The organism is Leptolyngbya sp. UWPOB_LEPTO1 (assembly GCF_017302695.1).
In the GTDB taxonomy this organism is placed as follows: domain Bacteria; phylum Cyanobacteriota; class Cyanobacteriia; order Leptolyngbyales; family Leptolyngbyaceae; genus Leptolyngbya; species Leptolyngbya boryana.
In genome coordinates this window covers 188,449-212,071 of the sequence record NZ_JAFLCJ010000007.1, presented here as the reverse complement: position 1 = coordinate 212,071, position 23,623 = coordinate 188,449, and the positions used below count along the sequence as shown (strand labels likewise).

At 47.5% G+C, this 23,623-nt stretch carries 23 protein-coding genes; 10 read left to right on the top strand and 13 right to left on the bottom strand.

What is annotated here, in order from left to right:
- Positions 1-152: 152 nt before the first annotated feature.
- Entirely contained in the window at positions 153-278 is a 126-nt protein-coding gene (locus tag J0L70_RS13415) for a hypothetical protein (protein ID WP_287454956.1), read from the bottom strand.
- Positions 279-490: 212 nt separating this feature from the next.
- On the opposite strand from J0L70_RS13415, the gene J0L70_RS13410 reads away from it, so the two are divergent.
- Positions 491-907, top strand: coding sequence for a DoxX family protein (locus J0L70_RS13410; protein ID WP_287454955.1), 417 nt, complete (start codon positions 491-493; stop codon positions 905-907).
- A 96-nt stretch (positions 908-1,003) separates the two neighbouring features.
- Here J0L70_RS13410 and J0L70_RS13405 read toward each other — a convergent pair whose 3' ends face one another.
- From J0L70_RS13405 to J0L70_RS13395, 3 genes are all read right to left on the bottom strand, one after another.
- Complete coding sequence (locus tag J0L70_RS13405) at positions 1,004-2,059, bottom strand: NAD(P)-dependent alcohol dehydrogenase (RefSeq protein ID WP_287454954.1); 1,056 nt, start codon at positions 2,057-2,059, stop codon at positions 1,004-1,006.
- 242 nt (positions 2,060-2,301) lie between these two features.
- Positions 2,302-2,784 carry a hypothetical protein gene (locus J0L70_RS13400; protein ID WP_190651597.1) on the bottom strand — a complete coding sequence of 161 codons (483 nt, stop codon included), beginning with the start codon at positions 2,782-2,784 and terminating at the stop codon, positions 2,302-2,304.
- Positions 2,785-2,835: 51 nt separating this feature from the next.
- Positions 2,836-3,573 (bottom strand): phycocyanobilin:ferredoxin oxidoreductase, encoded by a 738-nt coding sequence (locus J0L70_RS13395; protein ID WP_017287290.1) that lies wholly within the window; start codon positions 3,571-3,573, stop codon positions 2,836-2,838.
- A gap of 127 nt (positions 3,574-3,700) precedes the next feature.
- On the opposite strand from J0L70_RS13395, the gene J0L70_RS13390 reads away from it, so the two are divergent.
- Positions 3,701-4,519: a serine/threonine protein kinase gene (locus J0L70_RS13390; protein ID WP_017287291.1), complete on the top strand. Its 819-nt coding sequence runs from the start codon at positions 3,701-3,703 to the stop codon at positions 4,517-4,519.
- Positions 4,520-4,730: 211 nt separating this feature from the next.
- Here J0L70_RS13390 and obgE read toward each other — a convergent pair whose 3' ends face one another.
- A complete protein-coding gene (gene obgE / locus J0L70_RS13385; RefSeq protein ID WP_287454952.1) occupies positions 4,731-5,798 on the bottom strand; it encodes a GTPase ObgE in 1,068 nt (355 codons plus the stop codon).
- A gap of 123 nt (positions 5,799-5,921) precedes the next feature.
- On the opposite strand from obgE, the gene J0L70_RS13380 reads away from it, so the two are divergent.
- Positions 5,922-6,905 carry a cysteine synthase A gene (locus tag J0L70_RS13380; protein ID WP_268242041.1) on the top strand — a complete coding sequence of 328 codons (984 nt, stop codon included), beginning with the start codon at positions 5,922-5,924 and terminating at the stop codon, positions 6,903-6,905.
- The gene (locus tag J0L70_RS13375; RefSeq protein WP_287454950.1) at positions 6,902-7,183 is read left to right on the top strand and encodes a (2Fe-2S) ferredoxin domain-containing protein; all 282 of its coding nucleotides are present in this window, start codon (positions 6,902-6,904) and stop codon (positions 7,181-7,183) included. The genes J0L70_RS13380 and J0L70_RS13375 overlap by 4 nt, the downstream gene beginning before the upstream one ends.
- Before the next feature lie 122 nt (positions 7,184-7,305).
- Here J0L70_RS13375 and J0L70_RS13370 read toward each other — a convergent pair whose 3' ends face one another.
- The 4 genes from J0L70_RS13370 to J0L70_RS13355 form a co-directional block, all read right to left on the bottom strand.
- Positions 7,306-7,554: a hypothetical protein gene (locus J0L70_RS13370; RefSeq protein WP_017287295.1), complete on the bottom strand. Its 249-nt coding sequence runs from the start codon at positions 7,552-7,554 to the stop codon at positions 7,306-7,308.
- Positions 7,536-8,558 carry a ParM/StbA family protein gene (locus J0L70_RS13365; RefSeq protein WP_017287296.1) on the bottom strand — a complete coding sequence of 341 codons (1,023 nt, stop codon included), beginning with the start codon at positions 8,556-8,558 and terminating at the stop codon, positions 7,536-7,538. The genes J0L70_RS13370 and J0L70_RS13365 overlap by 19 nt, the downstream gene beginning before the upstream one ends.
- 209 nt (positions 8,559-8,767) lie before the next feature.
- Positions 8,768-10,063, bottom strand: a complete 1,296-nt coding sequence (locus J0L70_RS13360; RefSeq protein ID WP_287454948.1) for a D-alanyl-D-alanine carboxypeptidase — start codon at positions 10,061-10,063, stop codon at positions 8,768-8,770.
- A 162-nt stretch (positions 10,064-10,225) separates the two neighbouring features.
- The gene (locus J0L70_RS13355) at positions 10,226-10,459 is read right to left on the bottom strand and encodes a Nif11-like leader peptide family natural product precursor (protein ID WP_017287299.1); all 234 of its coding nucleotides are present in this window, start codon (positions 10,457-10,459) and stop codon (positions 10,226-10,228) included.
- Between the two features lie 171 nt (positions 10,460-10,630).
- Between J0L70_RS13355 and J0L70_RS13350 the strand changes: the two genes are divergently transcribed.
- The 6 genes from J0L70_RS13350 (at position 10,631) to J0L70_RS13325 (ending at position 18,799) form a co-directional block, all read left to right on the top strand.
- On the top strand, positions 10,631-11,263 hold the full coding sequence (locus J0L70_RS13350) for an HAD-IA family hydrolase (RefSeq protein WP_287454946.1): 633 nt from the start codon (positions 10,631-10,633) through the stop codon (positions 11,261-11,263).
- Positions 11,264-11,446: 183 nt separating this feature from the next.
- Complete coding sequence (gene fbp / locus J0L70_RS13345; RefSeq protein ID WP_017287301.1) at positions 11,447-12,508, top strand: class 1 fructose-bisphosphatase; 1,062 nt, start codon at positions 11,447-11,449, stop codon at positions 12,506-12,508.
- Between the two features lie 11 nt (positions 12,509-12,519).
- Positions 12,520-13,668: a transaldolase gene (gene tal / locus J0L70_RS13340; RefSeq protein WP_287454944.1), complete on the top strand. Its 1,149-nt coding sequence runs from the start codon at positions 12,520-12,522 to the stop codon at positions 13,666-13,668.
- A 192-nt stretch (positions 13,669-13,860) separates the two neighbouring features.
- Complete coding sequence (gene zwf / locus J0L70_RS13335; RefSeq protein WP_017287303.1) at positions 13,861-15,390, top strand: glucose-6-phosphate dehydrogenase; 1,530 nt, start codon at positions 13,861-13,863, stop codon at positions 15,388-15,390.
- A gap of 155 nt (positions 15,391-15,545) precedes the next feature.
- Positions 15,546-16,907, top strand: a complete 1,362-nt coding sequence (gene opcA, locus J0L70_RS13330) for a glucose-6-phosphate dehydrogenase assembly protein OpcA (protein WP_017287304.1) — start codon at positions 15,546-15,548, stop codon at positions 16,905-16,907.
- A 257-nt stretch (positions 16,908-17,164) separates the two neighbouring features.
- The gene (locus J0L70_RS13325) at positions 17,165-18,799 is read left to right on the top strand and encodes a mechanosensitive ion channel family protein (RefSeq protein WP_051077786.1); all 1,635 of its coding nucleotides are present in this window, start codon (positions 17,165-17,167) and stop codon (positions 18,797-18,799) included.
- A gap of 24 nt (positions 18,800-18,823) precedes the next feature.
- On the opposite strand, the gene J0L70_RS13320 is transcribed toward J0L70_RS13325, so the two are convergent.
- The 4 genes from J0L70_RS13320 to J0L70_RS13305 form a co-directional block, all read right to left on the bottom strand.
- Complete coding sequence (locus J0L70_RS13320; protein ID WP_017287306.1) at positions 18,824-19,732, bottom strand: succinate--CoA ligase subunit alpha; 909 nt, start codon at positions 19,730-19,732, stop codon at positions 18,824-18,826.
- A 373-nt stretch (positions 19,733-20,105) separates the two neighbouring features.
- The gene (locus J0L70_RS13315) at positions 20,106-21,389 is read right to left on the bottom strand and encodes a succinate--CoA ligase subunit beta (protein ID WP_242044454.1); all 1,284 of its coding nucleotides are present in this window, start codon (positions 21,387-21,389) and stop codon (positions 20,106-20,108) included.
- The gene (locus J0L70_RS13310; protein ID WP_287454940.1) at positions 21,299-22,207 is read right to left on the bottom strand and encodes an SDR family NAD(P)-dependent oxidoreductase; all 909 of its coding nucleotides are present in this window, start codon (positions 22,205-22,207) and stop codon (positions 21,299-21,301) included. The genes J0L70_RS13315 and J0L70_RS13310 overlap by 91 nt, the downstream gene beginning before the upstream one ends.
- Before the next feature lie 75 nt (positions 22,208-22,282).
- Positions 22,283-23,617 (bottom strand): sensor histidine kinase, encoded by a 1,335-nt coding sequence (locus J0L70_RS13305; protein WP_287454938.1) that lies wholly within the window; start codon positions 23,615-23,617, stop codon positions 22,283-22,285.
- Positions 23,618-23,623 lie beyond the last annotated feature (6 nt).

The following is a 23,623-nucleotide window of genomic DNA, read 5'->3' as shown; positions in this document are numbered from 1 at the left end:
CTCAGAATGTGAATAATAGGTTCTTCTATAGTTCACTTTGAGATATATGGTGCAGCTGCGATTTCATCATTGCTTGCTTTGCACACTAACCTCAACCTCTATCCGATTCGTTCGGTCTAACTCTATCAGTTTTACAAATTTTTTACTATGAACTACAAATTCGCTGTCGCAGCGATCGCACCTTCGATCAGCTTTACTATTTTGCTGAGCACATCTGTCTCAGCAGCAGGCACCGAGCGAGCCGCAAGCGCAAACATTTCTAACGAGTCGTCAGTCAATCTGAGTCAAAGTCGCCTGGGTAGGGAGAATTGATAGGAGAGAGAAGTAATCTGCACTGCTTAGTTCTGCTTTCGTTTACTGAATTCGATAGATGAAGAAAATTGAGGAATCGCCTATGCTAATGCGATCATCAATTCCGTTTGTTTTTTATCAAATTTTCATCCCTCAAAAGGCACATAACTGATCTACACGGAGGAAAGAGATTACAACCATGCTGACTCGATACTCACCCTATATTTATGCAATCTTGCGAATCATTGTAGGATTGTCCTTTCTGCTGCATGGAACTCAGAAAATATTCGGGATTCCAAGTGGTAAAGCTCCGGTTCCGATCACATCATTAATTGGCATAGCCGGAGTACTCGAAGTTCTTTGCGGTCTACTCGTTGCCTTGGGACTCTGGGGAAGCTATGCTGCATTTCTTGCGAGTGGTGAGATGGCAGCCGCTTACTTTATCGCACATGCTTCCAAAGGATTGCTCCCGATCGTCAATGGTGGTGAGCTTGCAGTTCTCTACTGTTTCATTTTCCTCTACATGGCAGCTCATGGTTCAGGAATCTGGAGTGTGGACGCATTTCTCAATAAAACAGGCAACCAATTATCATCTCCCACTCAGTTAAGAAACTAAGAGGTTTGTGTGCTGTCAGCACAATAGCAATCCAGTCACTTGTTCAACAACTGCAATTTCAGCCGCCGTTAAACAAGTGACTGGCGGGTTAATAAATTATTCAGATTTGAGTGATGCCATATCGATCGAGAAACGATACTTGACATCGGACTTGAGCAGTCGATCGTAAGCTTCATTGACTTTTTGAATCGGGATAACTTCAACATCAGCTGTGATGTTGTGTTCGCCGCAAAAGTCGAGCATCTCTTGAGTTTCGGCAATCCCACCGATGTTGGAGCCAGAAAGATTTCGCCGACCCATGATCAGGCTGAATGCTGCGACCTCCAGAGGCTTCGGAGGCGCACCAACTAGGGTAATATTGCCATCGAGCCGAAGTAGATTGAGATAGGCGTTAATGTCGTGATTGGCGGCGACCGTATCGAGAATGAAGTCGAAACTGTTCACATGCTGCTGCATCTCGTCCAAGTTGCGGGAGACGACCACTTCATCAGCACCAAGCCGGAGCGCATCTTCCTTTTTGTCAGGTGAAGTTGTGAAGACGACGACGTGCGCTCCAAGTGCATGAGCAAACTTCACGCCCATGTGTCCTAGTCCGCCAAGACCAACCACTCCTACTTTTTTGCCTTTAGTCACGCCATGGTGGCGCAGGGGCGAATAGGTAGTGATACCAGCACAAAGCAGGGGCGCAACTCCAGCAAGATCGAGATTCGAGGGGACACGCAGCACGAAGCGTTGATCGACGACGATGCTATCCGAATAGCCGCCGTAGGTGATACCATCAAGGTGCTTGTCCGGAGAGTTATACGTAAGAGTCATGTTCGGGCAGAACTGCTCTAAACCTGCTTTGCATTGGGGACAAGTGCCATCCGAATCGACCATACAGCCCACTCCTGCAAGATCGCCAGGTTTAAATTTGGTGACTGCTGAGCCGACTTGAGTGATACGACCAACGATCTCATGACCCGGAACGATCGGATAAACCGTAGGCGCGACGCTCCACTCATTGCGCACCATGTGCAGGTCAGAATGACAAACGCCACAGAAAAGAATTTCGATTTGTACGTCCTGTTCGGTTAGATCGCGACGCTCGATCGTATCGGAAGCCAGGGGCGAGGTTGCACTGGCGGCGGAGTACGCTTTCGCGTTGGACATGAATGATTCTCCTAGATTACAAAATCTTTATCGATGCGGTTTCGGTTGCCCCCAATCGTAGAGATTTGACCCTGATCATTTGCTCTATCCGTAGAGATAAGAGTTTTTGAAACAGGGTTAAGCTGTATGCCGTTTGGGTGATCGATCGACAAGCGTTTAGTTCAGGAGAAACTGAGTTGGGAGTGCAAGGTATTCTGTGAGAATATACGACCTAGCACATGACCGAACCTTCTCTTAGATCCCTAATCATCGCCCTTCCACGCTTCAATGATGTCATCGACGGTCTTCCCTAAAATCCGAGACAGGGGAATCAATTGATGACTTTCAATCTCTTCTCCACCATAAATCTCGCGCAGTTCTGCTCGCGATAATCGATAAGAATCACAGAACTTAGCAAACTCATCATCTGTCAGATCCAAATCGATCTGACGTTCTTTTAGCAAGACCGCAATCAATGCACTGCCTTGGAGTGGGCGCTCTGCTTTTGCAAGATAGCGCTTTACCAACTCACCTACGCTTTCTGAAGACCCACCCGATCGCGCAACCAACTCATAACACGCTAATTGCAATGCCTTTTGAAGCACCTCCGCCTCATTGAGTGATTTGGCAATCTCAGTTGCACAATCTGGGCGACAAAATCCTACCACTTCTCCCTCAAAAGAAAGCGGTACATAAGCAGATTTGGTAGAGCATTCCCACGGTAGGGGAGGTTTTACTTTTGGCATAGTGACACCGCAACGAAAATCTCTGCTTAAGATTCCCGTTCGCTCGTGACATCACTCAGGCAAATCAAACAAAACTGTCGTAATGTAGCGATCTGCCCAAGCTTCCCCGAATGCCTTCTCCAAAACTCGCCGAGTCTTGTCATTCTTTTGCTGCTGAGAACAGTAATAGTGCTGACCTGCCAAAATTTCTGCCTTTCGCTCCGGAGTGGGCGCAGTCGCGATCGCTCTTTGACAATGAATCTTCAAATATGCCTTCACCTGATCGAGAAACGCATTCTCCTCTTCCGCACTGCCCGGACGCACCAATAAACAAAAATCCGAGAAAATATCCCCCCACTCTGGAACTGCCCGACGTTGCACAAATTTCGTTTCGGGAACTGCTTTCAACTCGGTCTGATATTCAAGTGGCAACTGGCGATCGTGACTCAATGCCGAGAGATCCGCGATCGCCAAACTCACCTGCCCGGTCTTTCCACCGACTAAATCCGCACCAAACATTGGCAGCACATACTCTGGGCGAGGAAACATGACACAGTGCAAGATATCGAGCGAAGAACCCAATTTCGCTAGCTCTAAATGCAACTTCCGAAATTGAGGAGTCTGAAAACACTTATTTTCAATCACCAATTTCTCCCCTTCCATGCGTCCCTCTACATACCCCAAATCTTCAGGGAGGTGATAAGGCGAAAGGTCTAAATGCTCATGCCAAATTTGCTCGATCGCATCCGCTAAATTTCGGATTAAGGGATGTTGCTGTTGACGCAGCGAAGGATTTGAAATTGAAGACATATTAAATCAGAGATAAAGGATAGGGGCAGAGCGATGAACTTTTGCTCAAATTCCTAGCTATATAAGGATATCAGCTTGCGGTTGGTAAATTATCAAAGCTATAACGGCTCTAGAATTCGGTGAAATTATGGCAGGGCAAATCCTGGGCGATCGTTATCAAGTTGAACGAGAATTAGGGAAACATGCAGGACGCTGGACGTTACTTGCACACGATCTCCATGCCAAAGAACGGGTTGTGGTGAAATTATTGTGTTCGGATGAAGACTTGCGTCCGGATGACCTGAAACTGTTCGATCGAGAAGTCGAAACTTTAAAGTCTCTTTCTCATCCTTGTATTCCAAAGTATTTGGGCTACTTCCAACATCGCCTCCCTGGAGGTCGAGCACTGGCACTCGTTCAAACTTACGTAGCCGGTAAATCTTTGGCAGATTGTCTCAAACGAGGTCGCACCTTTACTGAAGCAGAAGCCAGACAGATTGCGAAGTCAGTGCTCTATATCTTGATCTATCTGCAAGGTCGTAATCCCTCGATCGTGCATCGGGATATCAAACCGAGCAACATTTTACTCGGCGATCGCCGAGTGCACCTTGTCGATTTTGGCTCGGTGAAAACGATTTTGAATCGGCAAGACGGGACTTCAGCATTCACTTTGGTGAATACACACGACTTCACACCGCCAGAGCAATATACAGGTCGATCGGTAACGGCTTCTGATCTATATAGTTTGGGTTTGACGATTATGACAGCCCTGACAGGACTTCAACCCTCACAGCTTCCGCGTAAAGGTAGTCGCTTTGATTTGGAAGCGGTGGTTGATGTCAGCCCAGTCTTTGTCGATTGGTTGCAATGGATGACGGAAACTACACTGGAACGACGGCTTCAGTCGGCAATAGTGGCATTGCAAGCGTTGGATGCAGGTCAGGTCAGGAATGCGGTCGCGTTGTAGGAGTTTACGACGTTAGTTTTGCAGAGTGGTGAGATAGGGAGGGGTGAAATAGGGAGCGGCAACTATAATTTCAGATTTTTCTCGGTTCTTCTATCTCCCCGATGCTCAACCCGTTAAGCTGAAAATTTTGGTCATTGCGGCTCCGCTCAACGCAGCTTGCCTATTTCAGGTGAACACTCCAAGGTTTTCCATTCGCCTTGGAGGTTTGAAATTAACTCTCGACGAGAGATGGAGTGGATTGGAGTTGTTCCAATGCTTGCAATTCCTCTTCTTCTTGGGACTTCAATTCATCTAGCTCTTGCCAAACTCGTTGCATCAAGGAATCTAATCCCATATGCGCTACCGCTGAGATTCGATAAACCGATGTGCCGCTGAGTTGTTCAAGTTGAGACGCGATCGCTTGAACTTCTTCACTCTCTGGATCAACCGCGTCTAATTTGTTAATTGCAAGAATTTGTAGTCGATCGCTTAATCCGCGACCATAGGCATCTAATTCACCTTGAATCGTTTGATAATCTGCGATGGGATCTTCTGCAGTCACATCGACGAGATGCAACAGCAATCGAGTCCGCTCCACATGGCGCAGAAAATCATGCCCTAATCCGATTCCCATATGTGCCCCTTCGATCAGCCCTGGAATATCGGCAAAAACAGTTCCATCCCCACTGGGTTTACGAACCACGCCTAAGTTTGGAACGAGCGTTGTGAAAGGATAATTTGCAATTTTGGGACGTGCAGCAGAGAGCGCTGAGATCAACGTCGATTTACCTGCATTGGGTAAGCCGATAATGCCAACTTCTGCTAAAAGTTTGAGTTCGAGTCGTAGCGATCGCAGTTCTCCGGGTTGTCCTGGAAACGCATTCTCTGGCGCACGGTTGCGATTACTGAGAAAACAATGATTTCCGAGTCCACCTTTTCCGCCTTCGGCAACTTTCAGCGTTTGACCATGCGTGGTTAGATCCCCGATCAGTTCCTCGGTTTCAAGGTCATAAATCATCGTGCCGCACGGAACTTCAATAATGCGATCGCGTCCTGAAGCGCCAGTGCAATTACTCGTTCCGCCTTTTTGCCCGTTATCGGCTTTGAACAATCGCATATAGCGAAAGTCTAAAAGCGTTTGTAAATTCTCATCGGCTTGTAACACGATCGAGCCACCGCGTCCGCCGTTGCCGCCGTTTGGGCCTCCAGCCGGGACGTACTTCTCACGACGAAAAGACACCATTCCATCGCCGCCATCGCCTGCCTGAACTTGAATTTCTGCTTGATCAATAAACTGCATGGGTGGGTTGCGTCTGAATGTGAGTGAGGCTTGATTATATCAATTTGATTGCAACTCCTGCGCACCAAACGATTCTATAATCCGTCAAAATGGCAATAGGGAACACATCGCGCAAAAACTGGCATGGATATCAAACACGGATTCGTAGATACGATCGGCAACACTCCCTTAATTCGGCTCAATAGCTTCAGTGATGAAACAGGCTGTGAAATTCTAGGAAAAGCGGAATTCCTCAATCCAGGCGGCTCTGTGAAAGATCGCGCTGCACTCTACATTATTGAAGATGCGGAAAGACAAGGACTTCTAAAGCCTGGCGGAACGGTTGTTGAAGGAACCGCAGGCAATACAGGGATTGGACTTGCCCATATTTGCAACGCGAAAGGCTATAAGTGTTTGATCATTATTCCAGAGACGCAATCTCAGGAGAAAATCGATTTATTGCGAACCTTGGGCGCAGAAGTCCGAACGGTTCCCGCTGTGCCTTATAAAGATCCGAATAACTATGTGCGCCTGTCTGGCAGAATTGCGTCAGAAATGGAGAATGCGGTCTGGGCGAATCAGTTTGATAACCTGGCAAATCGTCGCGCTCATTATGAAACCACTGCGGCTGAGATCTGGGCACAGACAGATGGAAAAGTTGATGTCTGGACGACTGCGACCGGAACGGGTGGAACTTATGCCGGGGTAGCGCTCTATCTCAAAGAAAAGAATCCTCAAATTAAATGTGTGCTGGCTGACCCAATGGGAAGTGCGCTCTATAGCTATGTCAAAACGGGTGAGACGGTTTCTGAAGGCAGCTCAGTCACAGAAGGGATTGGCAATAGTCGCGTGACTGCCAATATGCAGGGTGCGCCTGCGGATGATGCAATTCAAATCGACGATCGAGAAGCGCTGCGAGTGCTGTATCAACTGCTCGAAAAAGATGGTTTATTCCTCGGTGGGTCTGTGGGGATCAATGTTGGGGCGGCAGTCGCACTTGCAAAACAGATGGGACCAGGACATACGATCGTGACGATTCTCTGCGATGGGGGCAGTCGATATCAATCTAAGTTGTTCAATCGGGAGTGGTTAGCAACCAAAGGACTTCTACCCGATTCTGAGTCATGATAACGGTGCGAATTTGTCAGCATCAGTCTTGCCGAAAACAGGGCGCAGCGAAAATTCTTCAAGTCTTTCAATCGCTTGCGCCTGTTGGGGTGAACATCGAGCCTTCTAGCTGTCTCGGTCAGTGTGGCAATGGCGTGATGGTGCTCGTTTTACCCGATCAGATTTGGTACGATCGCGTTCGACCGGAAGAAGTGGGAGCGATCGTCGATCGACATTTAATTCGAGGCGAACCGATCCGAGCTATGCTTTATCGCAAATTTCACCCCACGCAAATTTGATCAGGATTAATGCTCATCCGCAGGCCTGGCTAGAAGCACAGAGGAGTAGACCGATTCTTTTCGTCATTTAGGCTTGACTCTACGCTTTGGACAAATTAAGAATCGATCTACAACAATCGAACTTACAATCCCAACAAATCATCCAATTCGTCGATCGCATCACATGCAACTGCCTGACTATCTCGATCGACGATCGGTTGGGGTGCATGAATCATCGTTGTACCTTGCAATCGTCCGTATAGATAATCATCTGCATACTTGCGAAATACAGCCTCGATCGCAGCGCGAGAATTTTTCAATCCCCATTCTTCTGCAATCAATTCTGCTTTTTCAATCACATCTTTGCTCAGTCTTACTTTGTTGTCATACATAGCTGCCATCCTTCTGCGATCGGAAACAATCCACGAACATTTGCGAACTGCGGATCAGGCATCACCGCAAACAATTTTCGTCCTGCAAGCCGTTCTGCAATCAAATGAGAACTGCCACCTGTGACTAAAAATCGAGTCACGCGCGGCATATAAGGGGTGTACTGTGCCTTAATCGTTTGGAAAATTCCCTTAAACCAGGGATCTAAATACTCTTCTAACCACAATGACCAAGAGAGTCCTGTGTCGGCATAGACATGCCCGGACTTGAAGCCATCCATGACGATCGCCGGATCAACGGTTGTACCCAAGCCATCAATCAATCGGCGATCGAAGCTAATCGACGTTGCTAGCTCATAGGATCCGCCGCGATCCATCACGTTTTCATCGATCACATCGCCTTCTGCATCGACGAGCCGTGTTAACCAGGTTCCGCCACCGATGTCTACGACAATCGTATAGCCATTGTCAGGAATGAGTCCTAACTGTTGCGCATAGCGATATGATCCGATTCCTTCTCGTTCTACTTCAACGTGTTCAACTGTAACTTTAAATGGAATTCCATTGCGCTTGAATTCATGCACTCCCATCAATTGAGCTTTGATCTCTGCTGCATTGCGGTTTGGATCAGGAGTAGACGCATAGACATGCAGTGGAAACTGGCTCAGTTGTTCATCGCGTTCCGGTTCTAGGCAAGCATACAGATGCAACCGCGACAAATCGACCTTGTTTTCTACAACAGTTTGTTGCTGGCGGCGATACTTATACGCTTGTGTGCCAAAATGATATCGCGTTCCATCGGGTAACTCGATCAAGGGAGAGTGATCCGAGAAACGAACGGGATCGCGTCCTTGAGGGAGTTGAAACCTCACAGAGCGAATCGCTCTTGGATGTCCTGCACCGTTCCAAAACTTGAGATCATAGTTTCCAGCATCTAGAGCGATCGTGCGATGTGAAACTCCAATGGTCTCTTTGGGAGGTCTGCTGCGTGTACCTAATCCGTTCATGGCGTTTTCCTCAACGAGATTTGGGTAATACAAATGTTTTTAGTACTTAGGTACTATAGTCAGTTTGAATCTCTGTGTCAACCTGGGGACGGAAAGTTTTTTCAGATCAAAGTTGAAACCCTAGCTTGATATGCGTTCAAGCTAGGGTTTCAATCAGTTCAATTTTTCAATCAAGCATCGATTTCAAAACGTTGCGTTACACGTTCCCATCAGTTTGCTTTTTCAATCAAGGATTTCAAACTTGCGCGATCGCGATTTGCTGCCAATTGGGCGGGAACTGCTGAAACTGCTCCCCACTGATTTGCAAAAGTATTCACTAGCGACTCTTGCCCTGCCCGGAACCCTTCTAAGTTTGCGCCTCCGCCATTCATCACGACAAACCAAACCACTCCTTTCTGGCTCGTCGGCAATGCTCCTGCGAGCGCACTAACTTCATTCAAACTTCCGGATTTTGTAACTAATCCTTTGGGCAGCTTTCGCTGATCCAAAATTCCAGCATCCTCACCCACGATCGCAAAAATATCTCCCACGGTCATTTGACTCGGTTTGAGATATTGCTCGATCGCGAGAAACATCGCACATACTGCACGCGGCGAAATCCGATTTTCTGGAGAGAGTCCTGAACCGTTGACGAGAATCACTTCTTGTTGAGGGACACCTGCTGCCTGTGCAGACTTCAAAGCAACCACTTTTGCTCCACCAACCGCAAGTGCGACCATCTCTGCCATCGCATTGTTGCTATAGCGATTCATCTTTTTCAGCAGTTCCGGCAAAGGTAGAGAACGATGTCGAATTAAGGTTTGAGCGATTGAGGGATTGGTCGCAACTTTCACATTGCCCGCGATCGCAATTTGCGGTTTTGGAGTTCCAGCGGGTAAGGTGGCATATTGTTCGGCAACTTCACCTGTCCAAGTATTCGCATTCAGAGCTTGCTTAAACAACTCACCGGATGTGTTTAATTCTGGATTGAAGTTCATAAAGAAGCGACCCGACACAATCAGATTGCCTGTGACTTTTTTGATGCCGAGTTGTGAAAGCGCATTGGCAACTGCGATCGCTTCTTCCCAGACAAAGAGAGGATTACCATTGCCTTGAAGAATCAGATCGCCATTGAGAACGCCGTCTTTGATCGTGCCATTGGTTCCAATGACCGTCTCAAACCGATGATCAATTCCGAAAGTCTGAAGGGCTGCAAGAGAGGTGGCAACTTTCGTTAAAGAGGCAGCAGACAGAGGGATAGTTCCTTGATTCTGCGCTAATAACGTATTGCCGGATTGCATCCAGATGCCTTGAACCGTTTGCGGATAGCCTTGAGCAGAGATCTGGCTCAAATACTTTTGAACGATCGCGCTAGTGTTGGGATCGACTGGAGAAGTTGGAGAAACTGATAAAGGTGCAGTCGGGGGAGCAGGCGGAAATGTCAGCGTACGGCGGGCTTCTTCCGGTGTCGGATTTGGAGATGCAGTCGGAGAATCTGCGGTTTTCGGAGCTGTGCAACTCGTCACAAGCAGCAAACTAACGAAGCACACGAAAGAAGAGTAGCGCATGGAACATTTTGCCAAAATAGTCGGAATCAAGCTTAACGCAATCTTTCAACAATTTTGGAATGGTGTGACAGCAAAAATCGGGGATTTATCCAACCCCCGATGATTCACTCACTCTAGAGGCTATCGTGGAATTAACCGTTGCCGCCCCCCAACACCAGGATTAAAAATCGCAGCCAATTCGGATTCCGGGAATTGTTCCAATGCATTCTCTAGCTCAGTTTCTGTAAACTGATAGCCTCGATCGCTAGCAATTTTCACAAACGTCTGCGGATCGCTTGTTGCCTGCAATCGGGTTTTCAATGCCTGATCATTGCGAACCGATTTGAAGAACTCAGCAGCATGAAGTTGCGACATATGAAATTCCTCTCAGATTGAAGTGTGAAGAGACTGGAACGTAGCGCTAAGATCTCTAACTCTCAGAATAGAGGAACCTGAGAAAAGTAGGATTAAATTGATATCAAAGTTGATTACCCTGTAAATAAGTATTAATCTTGCTGTTGGCTTTATCGTTTCATACCTTCACCTGTGAAAGTTATCTTGTTCGATTTTGATGGCACGATCGTCGATAGTGTCGAAGTTGGAATTGCGATCACGAATCGATTAGCGGCTGAGTTTCGCTTTCCGCCGTTTGATGAAGAAACCTTAGAAGAACTCAAGCAACTCGGATCGCGAGAAGCCCTACGCCGATCCCGAATTCCGGTTTGGAAACTCCCATTTTTGATTCGACGTTTTACGCAAGAACTCAATCGAGAAATTTCCTCTTTACAGCTTTTCCCAGAAATGAGAGAAACGCTTTTACATTTGAAAGAGCATGGACATTTATTAGGAATTGTTTCGACAAATTCAGTTAGAAATATTCAGGAATTTCTCAGAATCCAAGAATTAACTTCGACATTCGATTTTGTTTCGGCAAGCTATGCTTTGTTTGGCAAAAGTCGCCTGATTCTTAAGATTTTGCGCCAGCATCAATTCCATCCGTCTCAGGTCTATTACGTGGGGGATGAAACCCGTGATATCGAAGCGGCAAGAAAAAGTGGAGTGTGCGCGATCGCGGCAACTTGGGGATTGAATTCTACTGAGATTTTACAAGCGAATCATCCTGATTTTTTGATTCAGTCTCCTCAAGAATTAGTTCCTTTAATCGTTGACAGATTCTAATTCTGAGGCATTCAGCTTTGTCTCCGTATCATTGCTTACTTAAATGGATTGACATTCTTTAGCTCATCTTAAAGAACGCCCCGTTTCGAGAATGCCTTCTTAAGATAGAAGTATCCGCACAGTCGCCTTTACTAATTTAGAGACGTGTGAAATAAAAACCCTGATCTCAGGGAGGAAACTGGAATGGTCGATGCTCAACCTCTGCTCGATCGCGATTTGACCCTCGATCGAGACTGCACTACTCTCTCTCGTCATGTTCTGGAACAACTGCAAAGTTTTTCAGCCGATGCTCAGGATTTGAGTGCGATCATGTCGCGAATTGCGCTTGCTGGAAAACTCATCGCTCGTCGCCTCAGTCGCGCCGGGTTGATGGAAGGCGTTTTAGGATTTACGGGCAGTACAAATATTCAAGGCGAGTCTGTCAAGAAAATGGATCTCTATGCCAATGAGGTCTTTATCTCTGTGTTTAAGCAGAGTGGGCTAGTCTGTCGCCTGGCTTCAGAAGAGATGGACGAACCCTATTACATTCCAGAGAACTGCCCTTTGGGTCGATATACGTTGCTATATGACCCGATCGATGGCTCCTCGAATGTCGATATCAATATCAATGTTGGCTCTATTTTTGCGATTCGACAGCAAGAAGGAGACGACGCAGACGGAACAGCACAGGATTTGTTAAGTCACGGTCGCAAACAGATCGCCGCAGGCTACATTCTGTACGGCCCGAGCACGATGCTGGTTTATTCGATCGGCAAAGGGGTGCATTCCTTCGTGCTTGACCCAAGTTTGGGAGAGTTTATCTTAGCGGATGAAAATATCCGAATTCCTGAACATGGCGCAATCTACAGCGTCAATGAAGGGAATTTCTGGCAGTGGGAAGAGTCCTACCGGGATTTTATTCGCTACGTGCATCGGCATGAAGGCTATACCGCACGCTATGGCGGCGCGTTGATTGGTGATTTTCACCGCATTTTGTATCAAGGTGGTGTATTCCTTTATCCCGGTACAGTCAAAAAGCCAGAAGGCAAGCTGCGATTGCTTTACGAAGCTTCGCCGTTGGCATTTTTGGCAGAACAAGCAGGTGGGCGGGCAAGCACTGGAACCCAGGAAATTCTAGATGTTGTTCCTGATAAGTTACACGACAGGGTTCCATTGATTATTGGAAGCACCGAAGATGTTGCGCTGGTTGAATCCTTTGTTCAAGAGCGCATCCGAGAAAAGACAATTTTAGGTTCGTACAAATAGGAGCAGACCCCATGGTAACGGTAAACCACATTCTCGAAATCAAAGATTACGGTCAAAGTATCTGGATGGATAACTTGGCGCGCGATCTGATTCAATCCGGCGAACTTAAGCGCATGATTGAAGAGCGTGGATTACGCGGACTAACCTCGAATCCAGCGATTTTCGAGAAAGCGATTAAAGGAAACAAAATTTACGATGCGGATATCGAAGCAGGGATTCGTGCGGGTAAGCCGTTGCTCGAACTCTATGAGTCGCTGATTTTTGATGACATTCGCAATGCCTGTGACATCTTTCTGCCTGTGTATGAAGAGTCCGGCGGTTTGGATGGCTATGTGAGTATCGAAGTTCCGCCCAATATTGCCAACGATACCGAGAAGACGATTCAAGAAGCGCGTCGATACTACAAAGAAATTGGTCGTCCCAATGTGATGATCAAGATTCCTGGTACGTCAGCCGGATTGCCTGCGGTGGAAGCGGTGATTGCAGATGGGATCAATGTCAACGTGACGCTATTGTTCTCGGTTCAAAGCTATGTCAACACGGCTTGGGCATACATTCGAGGCTTAGAAAAACGCGTTGAAAAAGGCGAAGACATCAGCAAAATTGCTTCAGTTGCTAGTTTCTTCTTAAGCCGGATTGATAGTAGTATCGATGCTCAAATCGACGAAAAATTAGCAAAAGGTGTAGATACTGCTGAACAAGAAGCGAAGCTACGTGCTGTGAAGGGAAAAATTGCGATCGCGAATGCCAAAATTGCTTACCAAGAGTACAAGACGATCATTAATGATCCCCGTTGGCTCGCTCTGAAAGAAAAAGGTGCGAATGTTCAACGCCTGCTCTGGGCAAGTACCGGAACGAAGAATCCAGAGTACAGCGATGTGATGTACGTCGATGAACTGGTTGGTCCGGATACCGTAAATACGTTGCCGCCAGCCACGATCGAAGCCTGTGCAGATCATTGTGACGTGGCTTCTCGTATTGATACTGGCGTTGAAGAAGCTTACAACTTGATTGAAAGCTTGAACGATCCCGATATCAATATCAATCTTGCAGGAGTGATGACGGAATTGCTAGAAGACGGCATTGCAAAGTTTGTGCAGCCGTTTGAAGCGTTGATGGCTTCGCTGCAAGAAAAGGTCGATCGACTAGCTGCGGTCTAAGCTTAGTCTTGGATAACGCCCCCAATCCATAGAAATCGCGGCGGACAGACAAAACCGCACAGATGGTCTATCCCATCTCCATAACTGTAAGTGTTCTTATCTGTTCGTCGCGACTTCAACTAACAGGCTCTCAGCTACTCTCTTCATTAGCTCTGCACTCCGAAATTCACTCCCCTGATTTCCCCTCCCAATATGGTTACTCTCTTACAGAATCCTCTGCGCGTTGGACTTCAACAGCAACGAATGCCCGAACCGAACATCATTGTGTTCTTCGGTGCCTCCGGCGATTTGACGAAACGCAAACTTGTTCCGGCTCTCTATCACCTCAAGCGAGAGCGGAGACTCCCTCCAGAATTAACGATCGTTGGTGTCGCCCGTCGGGAATGGAGCGATGATTACTTCCGCGAACAAATGCGAGAAGGCGTTGAAGAATTCTCCGATGGCGTTGGCTCCGATGCGCTCTGGCAAGACTTCGCGCAAGGACTGTTCTACTGTCCCGGTGACATTGATAACCCAGACAGCTATCAAAAACTCAAACAACGCCTAGAAGAAATCGACAAAATTCGAGGCACAAGAGGCAATCGAGTCTTTTACCTCTCGGTTGCACCGAAATTCTTCCCGGAAGCCATTCAGCAACTCGGCAAAGCTGGAATGCTCAAAGACGCGCAGAAAACGCGCCTCGTAATTGAAAAACCTTTTGGGCGGGATCTCAGTTCGGCGCAAGCGCTCAACCGCGTGGTGAATGAAGTCTGTCAAGAACATCAGGTTTATCGGATCGATCACTATCTCGGCAAAGAAACGGTTCAAAACTTATTAGTCTTCAGATTTGGCAATGCGATCTTTGAGCCGTTGTGGAATCGTCAATTTATCGATCACGTTCAAATTACCGTTGCTGAAACTGTGGGCGTTGAAGATCGAGCGGGTTATTACGAATCTTCTGGCGCTCTGCGAGACATGGTGCAGAATCACTTGATGCAGCTATTTTGTCTGACAGCAATGGAGCCACCGAACTCACTCGATGCCGATAGCATTCGGACTGAGAAAGTGAAAGTGATTCAAGCGACTCACCTCGCGGATGTGGCTCGCTTAGAACACTCCGCTGTGCGGGGACAGTATTCTTCAGGCTGGATGAAAGGCAAGCAGGTGCCAGGATATCGAGAAGAACCGGGAGTCGATCCGAATTCGCTCGTTCCGACCTATGTGGCGATGAAATTTATGGTCGATAACTGGCGATGGCAAGGGGTTCCTTTCTATCTCCGCACTGGAAAACGCCTGCCGAAGAAAGTCAGCGAAATCGCCATTCAGTTCCGGGATGTCCCCTATTTGATCTTTCAGTCGGCAGCAAAGCAGGCAAATGCGAATGTTCTCGTTATGCGGCTGCAACCGAATGAAGGAATTGGCATGCGGTTTGAAGTCAAAATGCCGGGAGCGGATCTGAGAACGCGATCGGTAGAAATGGACTTCAGTTATGGGTCTTCGTTCGGCGTAACCGGAGGAGAAGCCTACGATCGCTTACTGCTCGACTGCATGATGGGCGATCAAACGCTGTTCACTCGTTCTGACGAAGTAGAAGCCGCGTGGCGCGTTGTCACCCCTGCTCTAACCGCTTGGGAAGCCCGCACTGATCCGAGCCTGATGCCTCAGTATGAAGCTGGAACCTGGGAACCTTCTGAAGCTGAGCAGTTGATTAACCGTGATGGTCGTCGTTGGCGAAGACTCTAGAGAAATTGGAGGTTAGAGATTGGATGAGCGATCGAACTGCCCAGACTCTAAACTCCAGATTCTTCAGAAGCTTGCCTGAGGTTGGATAGCTGATCGCTTGACTCAGCCTCCAAACTCCAAACTCCAAACTCCAAACTCTAAAACTCCGCAGTGTTATGGCTCCTAAATCTGCTCCACTCGTTTCACTCCAAGCTCCTAAGGATGTCTCGCTCAATGAGATCGAACAAGAGCTAAATCAAATTTGGCAAGGGTATCGAGAAGTTGGTGGTGATAATTCAGGTATGGTTGCCACCCGGGCTACAACGTTTACCTTAGTCGTTTATGAACCAGAAGAAACCCAGCGATTGTTGGCGATGATGGGCTTTTATACTGGTCCCGTGGACGGGATTGACGGTCCGAGAACCGAAGCTGCCATTCGAGTTGCACAGGCAGCTTATGGGCTGGAAGTGAACGGATATTCCAGTCCTGAACTGTTAGCGAAGCTGCGCGAGGACCTAGCCAAGCGAAAGGGAGAAATTCCGACTCAGAACTCAGAAGCCCCTCGCTATGTATCAGATGCAGCAGGCTCTGGAATTGCCGATGTCGTTGCGAGCCAAAATCCTTGTCGAATTATTTCGCTGTTTCCTTTTGCGGGAGAAGATGAAGGCGTTTCGGCTCAGGTTTCGGCTTACTGTCCAATCAATAAAGCCAATCAGGCGGCTCTCGTCTGTTGTGAGTATGTTTCGTTGAAAGGAACAGAAGCCGCTTTGAATCGAGCCAGTGACTTAGCAACTTCTTTACTGATTAGCGAATTGCCCCGGATTGTTTGGTGGAAGGGCGCACCGCATCTTGATCAACCGCTCTTTCAACGGTTGTCGAAGCTTTCCAATCAGATTATTTTTGATTCCAGTCGGTTTGCTGCGGATGCTGAAGCAGAACTCTTAAAGCTTGCGAACTTACGTGAAGAGGGTGTGTTTGTCACTGACCTCAATTGGCGACGGTTAGCTGCTTGGCAGGAACTTGCAGCAGAAGCATTTGATGCTCCGGAGCGGCGGGATGCAATTTGGGAAGTCGATCAAGTTGTCATTGATTACGAAAAGGGCAATTCTGCACAAGCATTGATGTATCTCGGTTGGTTAGCCAGTCGTTTGGAGTGGGAGCCGGTCTCGCGCGAAAAAGAAAATGACATTTATGATTTGCAGCGCGTCTTCTTTATGGCGGCGAACGGGCGCAAAATTGAGGCGGAACTTGCGGGGATTCCGACCGCAGACGTGGGAGAAGTGAAAGGCGATATGGTGAGCTTGAAACTGTCTTCGACGAATTTGCGCGCGGATTGCTGCACAGTGTTGTGTTCTCAGACGACTGGATGTATGCGAATGGAAGCAGGAGGGGGCGCCCAGGCGTGCCGGATCAATCAAGTGACCCCACTGAATGATCAGAAGGCTGAAACGTTGTTGAGTGAACAGCTTCAGCGGGTCGGGCAGGATGTGCTGTACGAGGAAAGTATGGCTGTGACTGCAAAAATCATTCAGTTGTAACCGTTCAGTTGTCACCAAAGTCGTCAACGAATGCCTGATCTTCGAGTTTTCGGAGATCTTTTTTTGTCAGAAGTTCTATCGCGGTGGAGAATCGATCGCGCACTCAGTTTGGTTATCTTGGTCGATCGAGACTAAATTTCAACTGGATCTAGTCAGGGGATCAAACTCTGTCAATCCAATGCTGTATTTAAAAAATAGGAGGCTTAAGGTTGCGTCGTTTCGGCTTTCTTTTCGGTTTTGCTCTGAGCCTAATCCTAGTGCTCAGTCCAACGACTTTGGCACAAACCCCAATTCTGCCAACTCCTAAAATTGCCCTTCCCCAAATCAATAGCACCGATATTGTCACGACCGGGATTCAACTTGACGGACGGGAACTCTTCACGATCGCGCTGCCTGCGACGGCTCAGCCGAATCAACCGAACCAAAGAAGCGCGATCGCAGTTCGTCGTCAAAGTATTGAAGCCACATTGCAACGATTCGCAAATCAACGGAACGCCCCTGACCTTCAAGTTAATTCCACACTAGACGCAAATAGCAACCTGCCGATCATTTCCATCAATCAACGGTATTTGATGACCGTGACAACATTGGATGCCCAACTTCAGGGACAAGAACCGACTCCTTATGCAGAAGAACTCACTCGGATCATTCGCACCGCTTTACTCGAAGCAGAACGGGAACGACAGCCTGAAGTGATCACGCAACAAACGGGAAAAGCGATCGCGACTCTGGGTGGCATGTTTGCACTCAGTTGGCTCGTTTCCCGCTTGCAAAAATATTTGCGCAAGCGACAAAGGCTGCTTGAAGACGAAACGCCCTCCCCGGCTGACATTCTGCCGAACACACCAGAAACAGCGAGTCCGCGCACTCAACTCACTGTCAAACAACAGATGAAAAGTAGGCGGGAGCGAACCTTGCAAGATATGCAACGGCGATCGCTGCAACTGATGCAGATCGGAATCTGGATGGCTGGCATCTATTTCATTTTGGGACTCTTTCCAGATTCGCGTCCCCTCCAACCGCTCGTCCTTTCAACACCGTTAAAGGTACTTGGAATTATTGTTGCGACTTATCTGGTGATTCGATTGAGTGATCTGATCGTCGATCGCATTTTCGGAGCACTTGATATTTCTGAATCAACGCCAGATGCCTCTCAACGGGTGGCACTGAGAGTTTCAACGTTTTCGGGCGTTGCAAAAGGTATCCTCAGCTTAATGTGGATTAGCATTGGCATTGTGATTATTCTATCGATTATCGGAATTCAAATTCTGCCATTGCTCGCGGGTGCAGGAATTATTGGGATTGGTATCTCTTTAGCGTCTCAGAATTTGATCAAAGATATGATCAATGGATTTCTTATTTTATTTGAAGATCAATATGCAGTAGGCGATATTATTCAAGTCGATGATGTCAGTGGATTAGTCGAATTTATTAGTCTCAGAATTACTCAGATTCGTAGTGCAGATGGACGATTAATCACGATTCCCAATAGTTCGATCGCGATCGTCGAAAATCTCTCGAAAGATTGGTCAAGAGTCGATTTGTCGATTGTCATTTCATACGATGCAGATGTCGATCGCGCAATTCAGCTGATCGAAAAAGTTGGCAGAGATCTCAGCGCAGATCCCGATTGGCACACCAAAATTCTCGAAGCCCCGCAAGTGTTAGGCGTTGAGGATTTTAGCAATGCAGGGATTACCTTACGAACTTGGATTAAAACCCAACCTTTGCAACCAGCCGTGGTCGGGCGAGAATTCCGGCGGCGAGTCAAACAAGCTTTGGACGCAGCAGGGATTTCGATCGGAATTCCCCAACAGGTATTCTCGGTTCGAGAAGCATTCCAAGATGATCCATTTGACTCCCCGAATCGATCCAACCCAGAAAAGCAATAGAAATGGGTCTGCGAAGTTGGGGCTTTAGATTGCTTTTTTCACAGAGGTTTTCAGAATCCGGTTGACCAACTCAGGAATTTCTGAAGGTCTTTCCGCCACTGGAATCCCTGCCCGCTTAAATGCCGCCACCTTACTTTCAGCCGTGCCTAAATCTGGTCCTAGATCTGCTGCCTGCGAATCAATAATCGCGCCAGCATGTCCCATCCGGCGATTGCGAGGTGCACTCCGACCCGCAACATACGCAACGACAGGCTTATCGATCGCTTCTGCAATATAGTGCGCTGCCACTTCCTCACAATCTCCGCCAATTTCCCCAACCAGTACAATCACATCGGTCTGAGGATCTTCATCCAAAATCTGCAACCACTGCGGAAACGTCGAACCCATAATCGTATCGCCGCCAATACTCACCGCGATCGATTGCCCTAAGCCCGCTTGTGACAACACCCAAGCTACCTCATACGTTAGGGTTCCATTTCGACTCACCAGTCCGACTGACCCAGGTCGATAAAAGTCTGGAGGATGAATCCCGAGGAGCATTTGCCCTGGAACAATCACACCCGGACTATTAGGTCCCACAATGAGCGTATCGGTTGCCTCAGCCTTACGGATCAGATGTACCATATCTAAAGGAGGAATCCCTTGGCTAATCAGAATAATCTGACGAATTCCAACTGCGATCGCTTCTAAGGCAGCGTCTAAGGCAGCATAGGGGGGCGAAAAAATTACCGTTGTATCGATCGATCCCAGTTTCGGGATCGCTTGCTCCAGCATGTCAAATACCGGAATTCCAGCCAGCGAACGACCTCCTTTGCCAGGGCTAACCCCTGCGACAATCTGAGTTCCGTACTTCTGCATCAAAGGAGTATAAATTTCTCCCAATGGTTCCAGAATGCCTTGCACAATCACTTTGCTGGCTGGCGTAAATATCATAAGAAATAGATGATCGCTGGTAGACTAAAAATCATTCCGCTGAATGGCGCGCGAAACTGTTCAAAATGAGCTTTTCGCTAGAACTATAGACGGTTGACTTTGGCGATACAATCCGTTTAGGTTCAGCATTCTATGACACAAGTATTCGTATTTCTAATATCACTACGGAATTGCAATCTGCTCGAAGCATTCTCGTAGATCCCGTTATGATAACGCTATTCCCAGGATCAAGTCATCCCTAGAATTATAGTTGTGTGAGTTAAGGCACAGTTGCCTAGATTTGCCAAACTCCAAAAAAGAAACGATTTGGTCAAGCAAAAAATCCGTAAAAACACTCGAATTATATTTTGGTTAAGACAAGGTTAATACCGTCTTAACCTTCGCGCCGCTTTGTGAAAGCAATCAGTTGCTCGATCGCGCTATCGAGATCGTCTAGAACCAGGGCAGGAGTGCTTGCTAGGATTTCTTTTGCTTCATTCATGTTGGTGCCTAACAGCCGAATCACCAGCTTAGGAACTGGCACGCCTCGGCTAATCCGGAGATTATCTTTATGTGCCCCAATCGCGATCGGAGGCGCAGGCGGACGCTGGAGAAATTTTGAGATCGTTGAAGCAATACGATCGCTCGGAACCGTTCCACCGACGAGGTTCACTAAAATGACTTTGACTTGCTTGTTCTGCGACAGCATTTTCAAGCCTTGGTCAACCCGGTCACAGAGCGTTTCAGGTTGCCAATCGTGATGGGTTTCGCTGCCAATGTTGAGATAGTGCAGGAGCTTGCCACCCGCTTGACTGACTAAATCCATCGTTGCCATGGTCAACGCTGCCCCATTGCAAAGAATGGCAATCTGTCCATCGGCATCGATCGTGGTCAGCGAATCCGGTAAGCGATCGAGCACAAATTTTTGGGGTCGGTTATCCAAAGCAGCAAGCGCTGGATGCCGTCCTAGGGCCGCATCATTCACGCTGACTTTTCCGTCGAGTGCCATGACTTCGCCTGCGGCATTCACGCCCAAGGGATTGATTTCGACTAAATCGAGATCTTTATCAATGAACAGGCGATACATTCGCTCCACCACATCACTGACCAAGTTGATCAAATCGCCACTCAGTCCCATTTTGATCGTTAATCGACGCGCATAGAATGAGGAAAATTCTTGATCGACGACCACATGCTGCATCTCGTCGATCGAGGTCTGAACATCGATCCCGCCTTTCTTCGATCCCAGTAAGACAGGGCGACGAATCGAGCGATTTAACACAACCGCCAGATAAAATTCTTGCTGAGCATCGTATTTCGCTTCAGCCAAGAGAACTTTGGGGTATTCGCCGACGATCGATAAATTGAAAATCGAATGAGCGGCAGCAATGGCATCGATCGTATTACTGACAAAACGAATTCCGCCGACTCGTCCCCGTTCTCCCACGTATACCTGGGATTTCAATACAACGGGGTAAGGAATTTTCAGTGCTTTCAAATCAGTTGGACGCTCAATTCGCTGGGCTGGAAGCACTGGAATTCCAACTTCGCGAAATAGCTCTTTGGCTTGATATTCGAGTAAATTCATTACAGGGAGGGCTGACGTTGACGATTTTTCCACTCTTTGGCGACTCGATCGATGCCGTAAAACTTCTGCCAAAAGAGATCGACGATCCATGTCGGTAACACCTTAGTCATCATAAACAACAGGAATCCACCCGCCGTCGCTGCTACATATCGGGGTTGAGGATATTCTGCCATGATAGCTTTAACGATGACCGCTGCAACTTTGTCAGAACTCCAAGCCTGGCTTTTTGTGAGTTTATCTAGGTTATCTAGATTCTCAAAAGCTGCGCGATATGGCGTATCTTTCCCGTCCGGCATCGTGATATTCACTTCCCGCTCCACCACATCAAAGAATTCTGTACTGACGGGACCGGGTTCAATCACACTAACTCGAATATTAAACGGTTCTAATTCTCGCCGCAAACTATCACTGAGCGATTCTAGAGCGAATTTAGAAGCACTGTACATTCCACAAAATGGAAATGCAATCCGTCCTCCAAGCGAACTGACATTAATAATTTTGCCGCCCCCTTGATCTCGCATCACCGGAATCAGGGCTTGAATTAATGCGATCGCGCCAATCACATTGACTTGGAACTGGCGCTGAGCTGCCTCGATCGGCATCAGTTCGATCGGTCCCATTTGCCCATACCCCGCATTATTGACTAACACATCAACTCTGCCAAATTTCTCGATCGCGGTGTTTGCCAACGCTTTCACTTGATCCGGCTCAGCCATATCTGTTGCAACGGTGAGCACTTCGGCTCCTTTTTTTCGAGCACGATCGGCAACAAGATCAAGCTTGGCTAAATTCCGCGCCGCTAAAATTAATCGAATGTTGGGAATGCGATCGGCGAGGGCTTGAGCAAGTGCGGCTCCAATTCCCGCAGATGCACCCGTGATCAGAACAACTTGAGGCGACGCAGACATAAGCAAAAAGAATGATTTCTCCTTCTCAATCCTATGCTAAGTCGATAAATTGTAGCGGATCAGTTATTGCGCGGCTTATGAGATCGGCAGAGTGATACAAAATTGAGTCCCTTGTCCGAGTTCTGAAATGCATTGGATCGTGCCTTTATGTCGCTCTGTAATCACCTGATAGCTAATAGAGAGTCCCAGTCCCGTTCCTTGCCCTACAGGCTTTGTTGTAAAAAACGGGTCAAACAGCTTTGCTTGAATTGAAGCTGGAATGCCAGTGCCATTATCTGCAATCACAATCGAGACAGAATGCTCAGACTGCATCTCTGAAGTGATCGTAATGGTGGCTGGATTGGCTTCACACTCTCGTTTTGAGCATTGGGATGCAGCTTCATCCAGGGCATCGATCGCATTCATGAGCAAGTTCATAAAAACCTGGTTCAATTGCCCCGGATAACATTTCAGAGGGGGCAGATTGCCATAATTTTTAATGATTCTAATTTCTGGGCGGTCTATTTTTGACTTGAGGCGGTTTTGCAGAATCAACAGAGTACTATCGATTCCCTCGTGGATATCGGCAATTTTCATGCCATCCTCATCCAAGCGGGAGAAATTCCTTAAGGATTTAACAATTTCTTGAATCCGAATCGTACCGATATCCATCGAAGCTAAAACTTTCGGTAAATCCACACGGAGAAATTCAAGGTCAACCGCTTCGCTTAGATCGACGATCGTCGCGACCGGATGCGGATACGATCGCTCGTAAGCTTGCAGCATATCCAATAAGTCCTGCATATACTTCTCAACGTAATGCAAATTCCCGTGAATAAAGTTGACGGGATTATTAATTTCATGAGCAACGCCTGCCACTAATTGTCCTAGGCTAGACATCTTCTCACTTTGCACCAATTGCATTTGGGTTTGCTGCAATTCCTGGATCGTTTGAGAGAGATCTTGGGTTAACTGGCGGGCTTCGTTGAGTGCTGCATTTTTGGCTTGCATTAAAAACAGAAAATCGATGATCGGATCGTGAATCGCAAAATCCTTAAATTTCAAACCCAATTGGGCTAATTGCTGGGTGTCATTGATCCGAGGGGAACCGAGAAAGAAGATGACATTTTGTTCTTCGACATACACCATTTGCCCTCGAATGTGTAGATCACTATGCAGGAGTTCCAGCAAAAATAGAGCCTGCGACTGTTTCTGAATTGCCTCAAACTCGAGTTGTATTCTTGGACGGCTGATTTTGAAGTGATCGAGGAGGGAACTGCCGACCAAGGGTTTTCGGCTCATACGTTGCAACACTTCCCCGGTTTGAATGATCGTTAAACTGCGATCGTAAACAAAGTGAAAGGGAAATGCGGTCGTAAAGAGATGCGGGGGTAGGCTCCAAGCTTCACGGGGCAACTCAGGTGAAGTCATAGGTGA